We start from the raw sequence: 14,464 nt of genomic DNA on the forward strand, positions 1-14,464 counted from the left end.
GGGAGCTTAACACCCTGCTTATGGGTGGTGCCGAGTTGATTCATAACGGCATCAACTTGTATGACAACCAACCTTGAGCCTAACCACACCGATTTCGCCTTTCCAGCTTTTTTCGAACCAGCACTACCTTGAAGACCTCCTTGAACCGCTGTAAACGCTGGTAAATAACCAAAATATCGGCTGACGCACGCGCTTAGAAGAACAAATACACGCGGCGCTGCATTGCAGTTTTCAAAATATCACTTGTATGATGTCTGGCAACAAGACACACCAACCCGCATAAAAACAAATCAGGGGGAGTTTTGAATGGTGAACACTTCAAGCCATGCACCTGCCGCACCAGAAACTGATTCGGTGCTCACCCGCGCCGTGAGCAAAGTGAAGGGCCATGTGCTCCCACTGTTCGTGATCATGTTCATCCTCAACTACATCGACCGGGTCAACATCGGCTTCGTGCGCACGCACATGGAGCATGACCTGGGTATCGGCGCGGCGGCCTATGGCTTCGGCGCCGGGCTGTTCTTCATTGGCTACGCCATCTTCGAAGTGCCGTCCAATATGCTGCTGCAAAAAGTCGGCGCACGCATCTGGCTGACCCGCATCATGTTCACCTGGGGCATTGTCGCCACGCTCATGGCGTTCATCCAGAACGAAACCCACTTTTATATCCTGCGCTTCCTGCTCGGCGTGGCTGAAGCGGGCTTCTTTCCGGGCGTGATCTACTACTTCACGCGCTGGCTGCCCGGGGTGGAACGCGGCAAAGCCATTGCGATCTTCCTCAGCGGCTCGGCGGTTGCATCACTGATCTCCGGCCCGCTGTCGGGTGCGCTGTTGCAGATCGAAGGTTTCGGCTTTCACGGCTGGCAATGGATGTTCGCCATCGAAGGCCTGGCGTCGGTGGCGCTGGGCTTCTTCGTATGGTTCTGGCTGGACTCCAAGCCCCATGACGCCAAGTGGCTCAGCCGCGAGGAACAGGACGCGCTGGTGGAGGCTATCGATCAGGAACAGCGTGATCGCGAAGCCCTGACCACGGTCAAGCCAACCCTCGGCAAGCTGCTCAAGGACCGGCAGATCCTGCTGTTCTGCGCCTTGTATTTCTGCATCCAGCTGACGATCTACGCAGCGACGTTCTGGCTGCCGAGCATCATCAAGAAAATGGGGAACCTGAGCGATGTGCAGGTCGGGTTCTTCAACTCGATTCCGTGGCTGATCTCGATCATCGCCATGTACGCCTTCGCCTCGCTGTCGGGCAAGTTCAAGTTCCAGCAGGCCTGGGTTGCCGCCGCACTGTTGATCGCCGCAGCCGGGATGTTCATGTCGACCACGGGCGGGCCGGTCTTCGCCTTTGTGGCGATCTGCTTTGCCGCCATCGGTTTCAAGTCCGCCTCTTCGCTGTTCTGGCCAATCCCCCAGGGCTATCTGGATGTGCGCATCGCCGCTGCCGTGATCGCGCTGATCAACTCCATCGGCAACCTCGGCGGCTTTGTCGCACCGACCACGTTCGGCTTCCTGGAGCAGACCACCGGTTCGATCCAGGGCGGGCTCTACGGCCTGGCCGGTACCTCGGTGCTGGCGGCGATCCTGGTGTTTTTTGCCAAGACTTCGCCGTCTGCCGGGTTGATGTCGCCCAGCGTTGCCTCCACCGGCGCCGCCATCAGCAAACCTCTTTAAATTGATCAGGACCTTGCCATGACCACTCCTATCGTTACCGACTTCCACGTCATCCCCGTCGCCGGCCACGACAGCATGCTGTTGAACCTGAGCGGCGCCCACGGGCCTTTTTTTACCCGCAACATCGTGATTCTCAAGGACAGCAGCGGCAATACCGGCGTGGGCGAAGTGCCCGGTGGCGAACGCATTCGCCAAACCCTGGAAGACGCGCGCAGCCTGGTGGTCGGCCAGCCGATCGGGCAGTACCAGCGCGTCCTCAACCACATGCGCACCACCTTCGCCTCACGGGACGCGGCCGGTCGCGGGCTGCAGACCTTTGACCTGCGCATCACCATTCATGCCGTGACCGCAATGGAGGCCGCCCTGCTCGACTTGCTCGGCCAGTTCCTCGAAGTGCCGGTGGCTGCCCTGCTCGGCGAAGGCCAGCAACGCGACGCGGTGAAAATGCTCGGTTATCTGTTCTACGTCGGCGACCGCAGCGCCACCGACCTGGCCTATCGCAACGAGGCCGACGCCGACGACGACTGGTTCCGCCTGCGCCATGAAAAAGCCCTGACCGCCGACGCCGTGGTGCGCCTGGCCGAAGCCGCCAAAGCAAAATACGGTTTCAATGACTTCAAGCTCAAGGGCGGCGTACTGAGTGGCGATGAGGAAATCGAAGCCGTCACGGCCCTGGCCGAGCGCTTCCCGGATGCGCGCATCACCCTCGACCCGAATGGCGCCTGGTCACTCAAGGAAGCGATCCGCCTGTGCCGCGACCAGCATCACGTGCTCGCCTATGCCGAAGACCCCTGCGGTGCGGAAAACGGTTACTCGGGCCGCGAAGTCATGGCCGAATTCCGCCGCGCCACGGGCCTGAAAACCGCCACCAACATGATCGCCACCGACTGGCGCGAAATGGGCCATGCGATCCAGCTGCAATCGGTGGACATTCCCCTCGCCGATCCGCACTTCTGGACAATGCAGGGCTCAGTGCGCGTGGCGCAGATGTGCAACGAGTGGGGCCTGACCTGGGGTTCGCACTCCAACAACCATTTCGATATTTCCCTGGCGATGTTCACTCAGGTGGCGGCCGCCGCGCCGGGAGACATCACGGCTATCGACACGCACTGGATCTGGCAGGACGGCCAACGCCTGACCAAGGCGCCGCTGCAGATTGAGGGGGGCTACGTGAAGGTGCCCGCCAAGCCTGGCCTGGGCGTGGATATCGACATGGACGCCGTGGCCCGCGCCCACGAGTTATACAAAGACATGGGGCTGGGGGCACGGGATGACAGCGTGGCGATGCAGTTCCTGATTCCGGGCTGGAGCTTCGATAACAAGCGCCCTTGCCTGGTGCGATAGGGCTGGTTGTGGGCGCCATCGCAGCCTCGCAGGGGCTCGGCCGCTCCCACGTTAAGTGTCGTGGTCGCTTATTTCCCAGCGGCCACGGGCTTGGCCACCGATGCTTTCTTGCGCACAAGCGGCCGCACGGTCAGCTCCACCCCCAACGCCGCCATTAACTTCTGGACCGTCTCATAGCGCGTTTTAGAGCCGCCCTTGAGGGTTTTATACAGGCTCTCCCGATTGACGCCCGCAGCCTCGGCCACTTTGTTCACGCCTTGGGCCTTGGCCACTTCGGCAAGGGCTTTCATGAGGATGTGAGGGTCTTGGGCTTCCATGCTATGCGCAAGGTAGGCGCTGATGGCCTCGGGATCGTCGAGGAAACGCGAAGCTTCGTAGACGCTGGTCCCGGAGGTATCAAGGTCGAGGATCGGCATGTCCTCGGGTTTGAATTTCGATTCGCTCATTTCATCTACCTCTCAGGGCATCAAGGATCTCTTTTGCCCGTTTGATTCCTCTTTTCTGGTCGGTTTTATCGCTTCCCCATAACATCAAGTAAGCGCTGATGCCCGTGCGTACAAAGTAAACCCTGTATCCAGGCCCGACAAAAACACGCATCTCACTCAAGCCATCGCCGACCGGCGCGCAATCGCCAAAATTATTCTCTTCGGCCCGGTCGAGCCGGGTCAGCAACGCTGCTTTTGCCCAAACGTCCTTCATGCCATCGAGCCATGTATCGAACTCCAGCGTCCTGCCAATCGTATTGATCACAAAGCCACATGTAGCCTACTGGCTACTCCCTGTTGATGCCAGCGAATTTTTTAGTGCGGTGTAGGCCGCAAGAAAAAAACCTAGTCAGCAATCAGCTGAGCAGCCGTTCGATACTATTAGCGCTTGTTTCACTCAGTGGGTTGGTTGATTCCACTTGCCGCCACCACCGCGCTGTTCGATGCCCTCGGCGCCAGTGCCGCCGCCAGCGACAATGGCGAGTGGGGGTGGCGACATGATTGCGCCCTCCCACATCCTGATCAAGGCAGGACAATCAGAACGCCAGTGATGCGCCATCTTCAGGAATGTCCACACGCCCTTCGATACCGTGCTGCTGGACGTAGCTGCGCAGCGCCTCGCGCGTCAGCGACATGTGGTTGATGGCGTCCATGTGCACGGCGACGATCTTCGCGTCTTTCGCAACCTGGCTGGCACGCAGTACATCTTCCTCACCCATGATGATCGCCCCTTCATAGCCGGTCATTTTGGCTTTACCGGCATTGAGTACGATGATCTGCGGGTGATACTTCTCGATGGCCTGGTCGACCTCTTTACGCCACACCGTGTCGCCGGCCAGATAGAGGGTCTTGTAACCCGGCGACTGGAACACCACACCCATGGCTTCGCCCAATGGCTTTGCCAGGGCAGGCACGGCATACATCTCGTCGGTACCGTGCTGGCCGCCGGTCTTGCTGATTTTGACGCCGCCGAACTGCGCCTCGTCGGTCAGCACATGCACATTCTTGAAACCTTGGGAGCGAATCAGTTGCGCGTCGGCTTCATGCTGGGCGAACAGCGGAATGTCCTTGGGCAGCGCTTGTTGTGCAGCATCATCCCAATGGTCAAGGTGAGTGTGGGTGACGATCACCGCGTCGACGCCGGCAATGACTTCAGCCGGCGACTCGGGCAAATCCACCAATGGGTTGCGCAGCTCGCTGCGGTAGGTGTTTTCAAAGCCTGGGTAGGTGCCCTTCTTGGCCAGCATCGGGTCAATCAGAAAGGTGGTGCCGCCGTACGTGATTTTCACCGTGGCGTTGCGTACTTGCTGCAGCTCTACCTTGTGGGCGGCGTCAGGCGCGGTTGAGGCGGCGAAAGCGGATGAAGTGGCTGCACAGGCCATAGCCAGCGCAAGGGGAAGTGTCGTGAATTTCATAAGAGAGTCCCTGTTTGATGTATCGAGGCGTCAATTCTTGCCCAAGTGCATCAACGTCAACAGTGGCCTGAATGACATATATCGCTATAATTGGGCCATTCATCACAGCACTGCGAGGTAGCCAGATGCCACCCATCCGCGTAGCCGTTCTGGCTTTCGACGGCGTAAGCCTCTTCCATCTGTCCGTCCCGGGCATGGTACTGGGCAGCGCCCAGCCAACAATTGACGCACCTCACTACAGCGTCGAGTACTGCGCAGAGTCGCCTGGCATGATTACCAGCGATCAGGGGCTGGGGCTGTCGGTCAATCACGGCCTGGAACTGATGCACACGGCTGACGTGATCATCATCCCGGCCTGGGGCGACCAGTCGGTAGTGGCATCGGCCACGCTTATCCAAACCCTGCGCCTGGCCGATGCTTCAGGCAAGCTCATCGTCGGGCTGTGCCTGGGCGCGTTCGTACTCGGGGATGCCGGCCTGCTGGACGACAAGGAGGCCACCACCCACTGGGCCGCACGCGATGAGTTCGCGCGGCGTTTTCCAAAGGTTCGCTTCAAGCCGCAGGTGCTGTACGTGAGTGCTGGCAACATCATCACATCGGCTGGCACCGTAGCGGCCATCGACTGCTGCCTGCACTTGATCCGCCAGCGCCTGGGCGCTGACGTGGCGAACCGCACCGCGAAAATGCTGGTCACACCGCCGCACCGCCAGGGCGGCCAGGCGCAATACGTGGAGCACGTCGTGCCGCAGTTATCCAGCGAGACGCACTTGTCCGAGGTGCTGGCGTGGGCACGCGAGCATCTGGCTGATGACCTGTCGCTTGATGTGCTGGCAGACCGGGCAAGAATGAGCCGGCGTACCTTTACCCGCCGATTCAAGGAGGCGACCGGCACCACCGTTTCCAAATGGCTGACCGCTGAACGGGTGGCCCAGGCGCAGGCGTTAATGGAAACAACTGAACTGCCGATTGAGTGCATCGCGGGGCAAGTGGGGTTCGGCACGGCATTGTCACTGCGCCAGCATTTTGCTGCGCAGTTGAGGACGTCACCGTCGGAGTATCGGAAGATGTTCTGCCTGGGGACGGTACCAAAGGCGTGATGACGGCAGTCACAGAAAGTCTCAACGCCGAGGTGACCCTAAGTGTAAAAAGTGGCCCGACTAACAGTAGGCTTTCGTCACACTCGCAGCACGCTCGCACCCTTCACCTGAACCGGAGACTTTTCATGAGTTCACCAGCGATCAGCACTTTCATCAGCCAATGGCCCTCACTTGGCCTGGCGCCCTCAGCCGCCTGGGAAATCTCCCAGGACTGCGAAAACCTAGTCCTCGCGTTGCTTTCGCGCCTAGGCGCCGGTTATCGCCGCCACGGTCACTGCGCTATCCATGAAAGCGCCATCGTCGAGGACGGCGCCGTGCTGAAGGGCCCGATCATTATCGGCGAAGGGTCATTCGTGGCCGCGGGTGCGTATTTGCGTGGAGGCGTCTACCTGGGCCGCGATTGCATCGTGGGGCCCAGTTGCGAGCTGAAAAGCAGCTTCATGCTGGATGGCAGCAAGTTGGCGCACTTCAATTTTGTCGGCGACTCGCTGATAGGTGAAGGCGTGAATATCGAGGCCGGGGCAATCATCGCCAACTATCGCAACGAGCTCAATGGCGCGGCGATCAGGATCCGCCATGGGGCCAGCGTGATAGAGACCGGCGTGAACAAATTCGGTGCCTTGGTGGGCGACGGCAGCAAAATTGGCGCCAATGCAGTGATCGCTCCCGGTGCGCTCTTGCAACCCAACAGCCAGGTGCCACGTTTGGGGCTGGTTGACCAGTTTGCCTACGATTGAGCAGTCAGCGGGGAAAGGGCAGCACATTACCAAAACGGGCTGTTCCAGATATGCTGCGCCCTCACTCCCCAGGGCTTCAACGCACTATGTTGAGATCAGCGATGCGAGCCACTTCAGCTTTATGGCGCAGTGCAAGCCTGGCGCAGCGGCCATACTCGACGAGGATGCGCCCGGCGACGGCATCATTTGCCAGGATGGCGACGACGCACGGCCACGGGCGGTGATTCAGCAGCAGGTCATCGGGCTGATCACCGAGTTTCTGCCACGCTGATCGGCCAGGCTTTTTGAAGCTGGTATCATCCGCGCCCTCACCCACCAGGCCAGCACCCATGAACCGCCAGAAAAAACTCCAGCAGCTCTTCAAGGCCAAAGCTAAAAAGGCCAGCGCCAAACTGGCGCCGAAAAGCAAAGACAAATACGTCAGCAAGGCCGACCGTTTGAAGCTGGCGGCCGAGGCCGACCCAGCGCCGGTTACGTCACCCCAGACGCCTGCTGAGTAAAGCGCATCGCTGAAGGCGTGCCCGTTTCGTATTTGCCCCAGATACGCCGCAGATGGCGGGCCGAACCAAAGCCTGCGCGCTCGGCGACGGTTTCAATATCCAGGCTCGACTCGACCAGCAGTTCGCGGGCCACGGCCAGGCGCAGGCGGTGCAGGTAATCCAGCGGGCTGATGCCGACATGCTCGTGGAACAGGCGCGCCAGATGGCGACTGCCGGTGCAGGCCAGGTCCGCCATGCGGGTGACGGTCCACGCTTCGCAGGGAGCGCAGGCAATAGCGTCCTGCACGCGGTGGACGGCCGGGTGCAGGTGATTGCGTCCGGTTATCCATGGCGATAGCTGCGGGTCACTGCCGCTGCGGCGCAGGTACACCACCATGTCCCGCGCGACGGCGCAGGCCAGCCTGGGCCCGGCGCGCTCGGCGACCAGGTGCAGCAACATATCGATGCCGGCGGTGATCCCGGCACTGCAACTGACCGGACCGTCGGTGACGTAAAGGCGGTTTTCCAGGACCCGGGCCTTGGGCGCAAGCGCCTGGAGGCTGGCACACAGCGTGTGGTGCGTAGTGCATTGACGCCCGTCGAGCAGCCCGGCGCGGGCGGCCGTCAACGCGCCGGCGCACACGCATATCAACCGCTCGCCAGACGGCGCGAACACATCCTGCAGCCACTGCACCAGGCGGTCGCTGGCTGATTCGAAGGCTTGCTGGCGCGCCTTGTCCACCTTCATGCTGGAGCCGACCAACACCACCAGGGTGCCGGGGGCCAGGCTGGCCGGCAAGGGCGCCAGGCCTGTCAACGGCAAGCCGATGGAGCTGTGCAAGGATTGCACCGGGCTGACGTACTGCAGCTCGAAAGCCACCGCCGCCGGGTCATCGACCTGGGCGGCCAGGCGCAGCACTTCGGCAGGGCCCGCCAGGTCGAGCATCAGCACATTGGGCAACAACACGAACAGCACCGGCACGCTCATCGGTTCACCCCGCCAGTGCCTGAGCGACGGTGACAATGCGCGCAAACCGATCCTCCAGGACCAGTTCCGTATGCTCGCGAATCTGCGCCGGGGTGTAGACGCGGCCGCTGCGTGCGTGGGTCATAGGAAACGTCAGCGTGGCCTCACTGACGAAGTCGACATTAAAACCGCTGTCCGAGGCCTGCCGCGTCGTGGTTTCACAGCACTGTTCGGTACGGATACCACTGATGATCAGCGTGGTGACGCCCATCTGCGTGAGGCGCGCGGCCAGTTCCGTACCGGCCAAAGCGCTGTGCAAGCGCTTATGGATGACCAACTGCGGGTCTATCGACAGTTCGCTCAATGCCCTAACGTTACCCGATGCCATCGAAAAGTGCCCCTGGTCTTCCACATGAAAGACTTGTACCACCGGGATGCCTTGCTGAACACAACCGTCGATGAGCGCCTGCTGGTTTGCCAGGAAATCGGGTAGGTCATTTTCGGACCAGTAGGATGAATGGCGAAAGGAATGCTGGGCGTCGATCACGATCAGGGCTTTGTGGCTCATGGGTGGTCCTTCCTGACTTGCGTTGCGATGAATGATGCAAGCCATGGTAAGGACCGGGCCGCAGGCGCAACAGGCGCGAGACGGACCGGTTCAGGACCGATTCGGACATGCAACCTTCGCCGCTCGTTCAGCAACCACTCAACGCCACCTGAGGCCGTTCGCCAGCGAAGAACAACGGCCGCAGGCGCACGCCCACGCTATTGCCGATAAACGCCGCCACCAGCCACAGCCAGCCATGCAGGCTGCCCGAGGCGATTCCGCTGAAGTAGGCGCCAATGTTGCAGCCGTACGCCAGGCGCGACCCATAACCGAGCAACAGGCCGCCGATGACCGCCGCAATCAACGAGCGCGCCGGAATCTTCAGGCTCGGCGCGAAACGCCCGGCCAGGCCTGCGGCCAACAGCGCGCCAAGTACGATGCCGATGTCCATGACGCTGGTGATGTCTTCCCAGACCGGCGCGGCCAGGGCCTTGGCGTTGCCCGGCATTTGCCAGAACGCCCAACTGGCCACGTCCACACCCAACCCACTCGCCACCTTGGCGCCCCACAGCGCAAATGCGGAAGTAATGCCCCACGGCCGGCCGGCCAGGGCCAGCGTGGCATAGTTGAGCAAGGCCAGGCCAATCGCGCCCCAGACCAGCGGCCAAGGCCCGCGCAGGAAACGGCGCAGGCCCTGATGCTCGCTGCTTACGCCAGCCTCAAGCTGGCCGTGACGGCCCTTCTCCAGGCGCACTGTCACCACCGCAATGATCGCGAATACGGCCAGGCTCAAGAGCAACGCCGGCAGTACACCGAAGCTCTTGACGATTGAAACGGGCGGAAATGATGGCAAGGCAAACCACCAGTCAACGTGATGGGTGGCGATCAGCGAGCCGCAGATAAAGAACAACAAAGTCACCAGCATCCGCGCATTACCGCCGCCCACGGTGAACAGCGTGCCCGACGCACAACCGCCGCCCAGCTGCATGCCGATGCCGAAGATAAACGCCCCGAATACCACCGACACTCCCGCCGGCGCCACCAGCCCGACCACCGGCTGGCCAAACAAGGTACCCGCCCCCAGCGCCGGGAAAAACAGCACCACCGCCACCGCCAGCATCACCATCTGCGCCCGCAGCCCGGCACCGCGCCGATCCTTGATAAACACCCGCCAGGCCGAGGTAAAACCAAAGGCGGCGTGGTACAGCGTCAAGCCCAGGGCAGCGCCGACGATCAACAGCAGAACCTGGCGGATACCCACCGCGTTTTGCAGGAACAGGGCGCCTGCCACCAGAACGATAAAGGCCACCAGGGGCGCGACCGGCTTGCGCGCCGGCGTCAGGGAAAGAGAGGTGCTCATGGGGATCTCGATGTGTTTGAAGGTGGCCAGTATAAACCCGGAGTGATTGCGACCGACTTCGTCAGTATGTTTGGAGATACCAGACGGCTTAGCCAGCCAAACTCGTGACTCGTGACAGACAACAACCGACCGTACAGCAGCTAGCGCCCTCTCCCACCAATGAGAACTTTTTATCGAGGATTAATCAGCGATCTCAGTACGTGGTCTTGCCAGGCACCAGCAATTTTTAGATAGGCTCGTGCGTAGCCCTCCCTTTCAAACCCCAAGGACTGCAGAAGGCGCTCGCTTCGCACATTGCTCGGCAAATGGTTGGCCATAATCCGATGCAGGCCGACTTGCTCAAAGCAGTAACTGTTGGTGATTTGAAGTGTTTTCCTCATCAAACCTCTGCCTTGGGCAACCTCTGCCAATGAAAAGCCGAGGTTGCATGCTTGAAAAACGCCCCTCACGATATTCGTGTAGTTACACCGCCCCAGAAGCTCTCCACTCTCAGGTTCCAGCAGGAGAAAAAAAACGGACTCCGCGGCTTGCATACTTTCAAGCTGCTCCTGGACCCTCGCCCTAGCGCTCTCAGCGGTGAAGTACTGCTCATCTCTTAGCGGTTCCCAGCGTTGCAAGTGGCCGCGATTCGCTTTTTCGTAGCGGTTGATCAACTCACAATCGTCACTCGTTAATGCTCGAAGAAAAAATCCTTCCCCTGAGTACTCCATACGCCCTCCAAACCCATCCATGACTGAGTTTAACGAATTGAAGGCTTAAAGGTGGCATCACGAATTGCGCCATGCATCTCGATGGCTTGGTGAAATCCAAGGCAAAAAAAAGCCTGCATCGCTGCAGGCTTTTCCTATATGGCTCCACGACCTGGACTCGAACCAGGGACCCAATGATTAACAGTCATTTGCTCTACCAACTGAGCTATCGCGGAATGCGCCGTATGTTACTGATTAAAAAGAAGAAGTCAACCCTCTTCTGACGTGCTTCACGCCCGAACAGGATGATCGGACGAAACCGCCTGTTCCTTGGCCAGTTCCAGCCAGGCCCGTGCTGCCGGTGGCAAGTGGGCGCTGGCGCGCCAGGCCAGGGCGATGTGCCAGTCGGTGTGGGGCTCGTCCAAGGGGATCAGTGCGATGCCGGCGTGCTGGTGTTTGTGCGCCAGCATGCGTGGCAGGAAGGCGACGCCCAGGCCGGCGGCGACCAGGTCGACGATGAAGTCGATCTGCCCGCTGCGTGCCGTCACCTTGGGGACAACGCCCTTGCGTTCACAGGCGGCGAGGATTTTCGCGTTGAGGGCAAAACCCGCTTCGAACAGGATGAACGGTGAGTCGGCCAGGTCGGTGAAGTCGATGCGCTCGCGGCGCGCCAATGGGTGGCTGACAGGCAATACGGCAATCAGCGGTTCGTTGCGTACAGGCTGGTAGTCGAAGCCTTCGTCTACCGGCAGCAGCAGGGCCGCCAGGTCGACCTCCCCTGCTTCCAGGCATTCGCGCAGTTTTTTGCTGCCGTATTCGGTGAGTTCGATGTCAATGTCGGGGTAGCGGGTGCGGTAGGTGGCGAACATTGCCGCAAACAGTACGCCGCAACCCACCGGCGGCAGGCCGATGCGCAGCACGCCGCGCTTGAAGCCGCGCAGGTCGTTGATCTCCACCATGAGGTCATGATGCTCGGCAAGCAGTACCAGGGCGCGCCGGTAGGCAATTTCACCAGCGGCGGTGAGTTCGTTCCTGTGGCCGAGGCGGTTGAGCAGCGGTGTGCCCAATTCTTCCTCAAGGGTCTTCACCGCCTTGCTGACGGTGGACTGGGTCAGGGACACCACCTCGGCCGCCTGGGAAAAACCACCCTGGCGTACCACTTCGACAAATGCTCGCAGGGTTCGCAGGTTCATCCGTATTCCTTATGCGACTGGATAGCAGCGATAAAAGTTGTTTTTATCATGCCAGAACTTTGCTTATCGTGGAGCACTTTGCCGAGTGGAGCCCACGTGCATGATTATCTCGTCCGCATCCGATTACCGCGCTGCCGCCAAGCGCAAGTTGCCGCGCTTTCTATTCGACTATATTGATGGCGGCGCTTACGCCGAGCACACGCTGCGCGCCAATAGCTCGGACCTGGCAGCAATCAGCCTGCGCCAGCGCATCTTGCGCAACGTGAACAACCTGAGCTTGAAGACCACGCTCTTCGATCAGGAACTGGCTATGCCGGTCATTCTCAGCCCGGTCGGCTTGACGGGCATGTACGCACGCCGCGGTGAAGTGCAGGCGGCCAAGGCTGCGGCGAACAAAGGCGTGCCCTTCTGCCTGTCGACGGTGTCGGTGTGCCCGATTGAGGAAGTGGCCTCGCAAAGCCCGCAGTCGATCTGGTTCCAGCTGTACGTGCTCAAGGATCGCGGCTTCATGCGTAATGCGCTGGAGCGGGCCCAGGCAGCGGGTGTGACCACGCTGGTGTTCACCGTCGACATGCCCACCCCCGGCGCGCGTTACCGGGATGCGCACTCGGGCATGTCCGGGCCGTATGCGGCGCAACGGCGGATGCTGCAAGCCGTGACCAAGCCGCAATGGGCGTTCGATGTAGGCTTGATGGGCCGCCCCCACGACCTCGGCAACATTTCCAGGTACCTGGGCAAACCCACCCATCTGGAAGACTACATTGGCTGGTTGGCCAACAACTTCGACCCGTCGATCAGCTGGAAAGACCTGGAGTGGATTCGCGAGTTCTGGAAAGGCCCGATGATCATCAAAGGCATTCTGGACCCGCAGGACGCCAAGGATGCCGTGAGCTTCGGCGCCGACGGCATCGTGGTCTCCAACCATGGCGGGCGCCAGCTCGATGGCGTGCTGTCTACCGCCAAGGCGTTGCCGCCGATTGCCGAGGCCGTCGGCGATGACCTCACCGTGCTGGTGGATTCGGGTATTCGCTCCGGGCTCGACGTGGTGCGCATGCTCGCGCTCGGCGCCAAGGCCTGCCTGCTGGGGCGCTCTGCAGTGTATGCGCTGGCCGCCGACGGCCAATATGGCGTGGAAAACCTGCTGGAGATTTTCGCCCGGGAAATGCGTGTGGCGATGACGCTGACCGGGGTCACTTCCATCGCGCAGATCGACCGCTCCACATTGGTAACCGCGTCATAATCCCTCAACCTTAGCCAGAGAAATGACGCGGCTGTTTGTTGACTGTTTTTCAAAGCATGGCAGTCGATTGATTTATATAGCTAATTATTAATTCAAACGATTTGGCACGAATCTAGCTCTAACCCCACTCAAGCAGGTCAAGCGATGACAAGACGTGTGGCAGTGCTCCGGGCTTATAACCCGGCGCAAAGCGGTTTAGACTGTTTCCAATGTTTTACGGAACTGAAGGAACAGTAAGACGCTTGGCACGTGCCACCCTCATCCCGCCTGTAAGACAGTCAAGTGCTTAGAGGCCGCCTATTTATGAAAACACCGACCCAGACCAACGCAATTGACTTCGACAGTGCCAAATTGCAACGCCTGGGATTCGGTCAGCCGTCCCTTCGCCCACATCGCCCCACCAGCCTCGACCAGCTTCGCCAGCAACTGGGACAGCAACTGCAGACCAGCCTGGAACCGGAGCGCATCCTCGGCCTGTTCTTCCGTGAAGTGCAACATCTGGTGCCGCTGGATGCCCTGCATTACCGCCATGCCCTCAGCGACCTGCGCCTTGAGTTCGGCCATCGCGGCCATCATTCGGTGAGCTACACCTTGAGTCATGAGGGCGAGCATTTGGGCGAGTTGATATTTCGTCGCAACCAGCGGTTTCTGGAAGAAGAACTGGGCCAACTCGAATCCTTGCTGGCCACGTTGCTTTATCCCATGCGCAACGCCCTGCTCTACCGCACCGCCACACGCAGCGCGTTGCGCGACCCCTTGACCGAAACCGGCAATCGCGTTGCCATGGACCAGACCCTGCAACGGGAAATCGACATGGCTCGGCGCCATACGCACCCGCTGTCCCTGTTGATGCTCGACATCGATCATTTCAAGAAGGTCAATGACACCCACGGCCATGCTGCTGGCGACAGCGTACTGCGTGCCGTGGCCGCAGCGATCAAAAGTCAGTTGCGCAACGTGGACATGGTGTTTCGGTTCGGCGGGGAAGAATTTCTGATTCTGCTCTCCAACACCGGGCGCGATGCGGCGCGGATGGTCGGCGAGCGCCTGCGCCAGGCGGTACAAGTACAGGATTACTGGGTGGAAGGTACGCGGGTCGAATTGACGGTCAGCCTGGGCTGTTCGACGCTGCTGGCGGCGGAGTCGGCTGACAGCCTGTTGCGCCGAGCCGACAATGCGTTGTACGTGGCCAAGCGCGAAGGCCGCAATCGCTTGGCCATGGCGGGGTAGAACCCCGCCA

The 14,464-nt window shown here is 60.5% G+C and carries 15 protein-coding genes, 1 tRNA gene and 1 pseudogene; 8 read left to right on the top strand and 9 right to left on the bottom strand.

The annotated features are described in order from the left end of the window. Positions 1-309 precede the first annotated feature (309 nt). The gene (locus tag SC318_RS17645) at positions 310-1,671 is read left to right on the top strand and encodes an MFS transporter (protein ID WP_320431255.1); all 1,362 of its coding nucleotides are present in this window, start codon (positions 310-312) and stop codon (positions 1,669-1,671) included. An 18-nt stretch (positions 1,672-1,689) separates the two neighbouring features. Then, complete coding sequence (gudD, locus tag SC318_RS17650; protein WP_320427837.1) at positions 1,690-3,015, top strand: glucarate dehydratase; 1,326 nt, start codon at positions 1,690-1,692, stop codon at positions 3,013-3,015. A gap of 68 nt (positions 3,016-3,083) precedes the next feature. Here the strand turns inward: gudD and SC318_RS17655 are convergent, their stop codons facing one another. From SC318_RS17655 to SC318_RS17665, 3 genes are all read right to left on the bottom strand, one after another. Further along, positions 3,084-3,461: an addiction module antidote protein gene (locus SC318_RS17655; RefSeq protein ID WP_320427838.1), complete on the bottom strand. Its 378-nt coding sequence runs from the start codon at positions 3,459-3,461 to the stop codon at positions 3,084-3,086. Between the two features lies 1 nt (position 3,462). Beyond that, positions 3,463-3,765: a type II toxin-antitoxin system RelE/ParE family toxin gene (locus SC318_RS17660; protein WP_320427839.1), complete on the bottom strand. Its 303-nt coding sequence runs from the start codon at positions 3,763-3,765 to the stop codon at positions 3,463-3,465. A gap of 271 nt (positions 3,766-4,036) precedes the next feature. Next, complete coding sequence (locus SC318_RS17665) at positions 4,037-4,915, bottom strand: MBL fold metallo-hydrolase (RefSeq protein ID WP_320427840.1); 879 nt, start codon at positions 4,913-4,915, stop codon at positions 4,037-4,039. A gap of 125 nt (positions 4,916-5,040) precedes the next feature. Here SC318_RS17665 and SC318_RS17670 point away from each other — a divergent pair, with 125 nt between their 5' ends. The 4 genes and pseudogenes from SC318_RS17670 to SC318_RS17685 all read left to right on the top strand — a co-directional run bounded on the left by SC318_RS17670 (position 5,041) and on the right by SC318_RS17685 (position 7,249). Next, entirely contained in the window at positions 5,041-6,012 is a 972-nt protein-coding gene (locus SC318_RS17670) for a GlxA family transcriptional regulator (RefSeq protein ID WP_320427841.1), read from the top strand. Between the two features lie 125 nt (positions 6,013-6,137). Next, positions 6,138-6,749, top strand: a complete 612-nt coding sequence (locus SC318_RS17675; protein WP_320427842.1) for an LbetaH domain-containing protein — start codon at positions 6,138-6,140, stop codon at positions 6,747-6,749. 55 nt (positions 6,750-6,804) lie between these two features. Beyond that, positions 6,805-7,020 (top strand): annotated as a pseudogene (locus SC318_RS17680) (dienelactone hydrolase); the annotation flags it as partial. Between the two features lie 58 nt (positions 7,021-7,078). Then, a complete protein-coding gene (locus SC318_RS17685; RefSeq protein WP_320427843.1) occupies positions 7,079-7,249 on the top strand; it encodes a DUF2986 domain-containing protein in 171 nt (56 codons plus the stop codon). On the opposite strand, the gene SC318_RS17690 is transcribed toward SC318_RS17685, so the two are convergent. The 6 genes from SC318_RS17690 to SC318_RS17715 form a co-directional block, all read right to left on the bottom strand. Continuing rightward, positions 7,221-8,216 carry a GlxA family transcriptional regulator gene (locus SC318_RS17690; protein WP_320427844.1) on the bottom strand — a complete coding sequence of 332 codons (996 nt, stop codon included), beginning with the start codon at positions 8,214-8,216 and terminating at the stop codon, positions 7,221-7,223. The two genes, SC318_RS17685 and SC318_RS17690, sit on opposite strands and share 29 nt — an antisense overlap. Before the next feature lie 4 nt (positions 8,217-8,220). Continuing rightward, complete coding sequence (locus tag SC318_RS17695; protein WP_320427845.1) at positions 8,221-8,763, bottom strand: isochorismatase family protein; 543 nt, start codon at positions 8,761-8,763, stop codon at positions 8,221-8,223. A 127-nt stretch (positions 8,764-8,890) separates the two neighbouring features. Further along, the gene (locus SC318_RS17700; protein ID WP_320427846.1) at positions 8,891-10,102 is read right to left on the bottom strand and encodes a YeeE/YedE family protein; all 1,212 of its coding nucleotides are present in this window, start codon (positions 10,100-10,102) and stop codon (positions 8,891-8,893) included. Positions 10,103-10,272: 170 nt separating this feature from the next. Continuing rightward, complete coding sequence (locus tag SC318_RS17705) at positions 10,273-10,812, bottom strand: GNAT family N-acetyltransferase (protein ID WP_320427847.1); 540 nt, start codon at positions 10,810-10,812, stop codon at positions 10,273-10,275. A gap of 139 nt (positions 10,813-10,951) precedes the next feature. Beyond that, positions 10,952-11,027 (bottom strand) — tRNA-Asn (locus SC318_RS17710). Positions 11,028-11,081: 54 nt separating this feature from the next. Further along, positions 11,082-11,984 (bottom strand): LysR family transcriptional regulator, encoded by a 903-nt coding sequence (locus SC318_RS17715; protein WP_320427848.1) that lies wholly within the window; start codon positions 11,982-11,984, stop codon positions 11,082-11,084. A gap of 100 nt (positions 11,985-12,084) precedes the next feature. Here SC318_RS17715 and lldD point away from each other — a divergent pair, with 100 nt between their 5' ends. Together lldD and SC318_RS17725 are read left to right on the top strand one after the other, a co-directional pair. Beyond that, entirely contained in the window at positions 12,085-13,224 is a 1,140-nt protein-coding gene (gene lldD / locus SC318_RS17720) for an FMN-dependent L-lactate dehydrogenase LldD (protein WP_320427849.1), read from the top strand. A gap of 303 nt (positions 13,225-13,527) precedes the next feature. Then, positions 13,528-14,454, top strand: coding sequence for a GGDEF domain-containing protein (locus tag SC318_RS17725; RefSeq protein ID WP_320427850.1), 927 nt, complete (start codon positions 13,528-13,530; stop codon positions 14,452-14,454). The last annotated feature ends 10 nt before the right edge of the window (positions 14,455-14,464 follow it).

It is taken from the genome of Pseudomonas sp. MUP55, assembly GCF_034043515.1.
Classification (GTDB): domain Bacteria; phylum Pseudomonadota; class Gammaproteobacteria; order Pseudomonadales; family Pseudomonadaceae; genus Aquipseudomonas.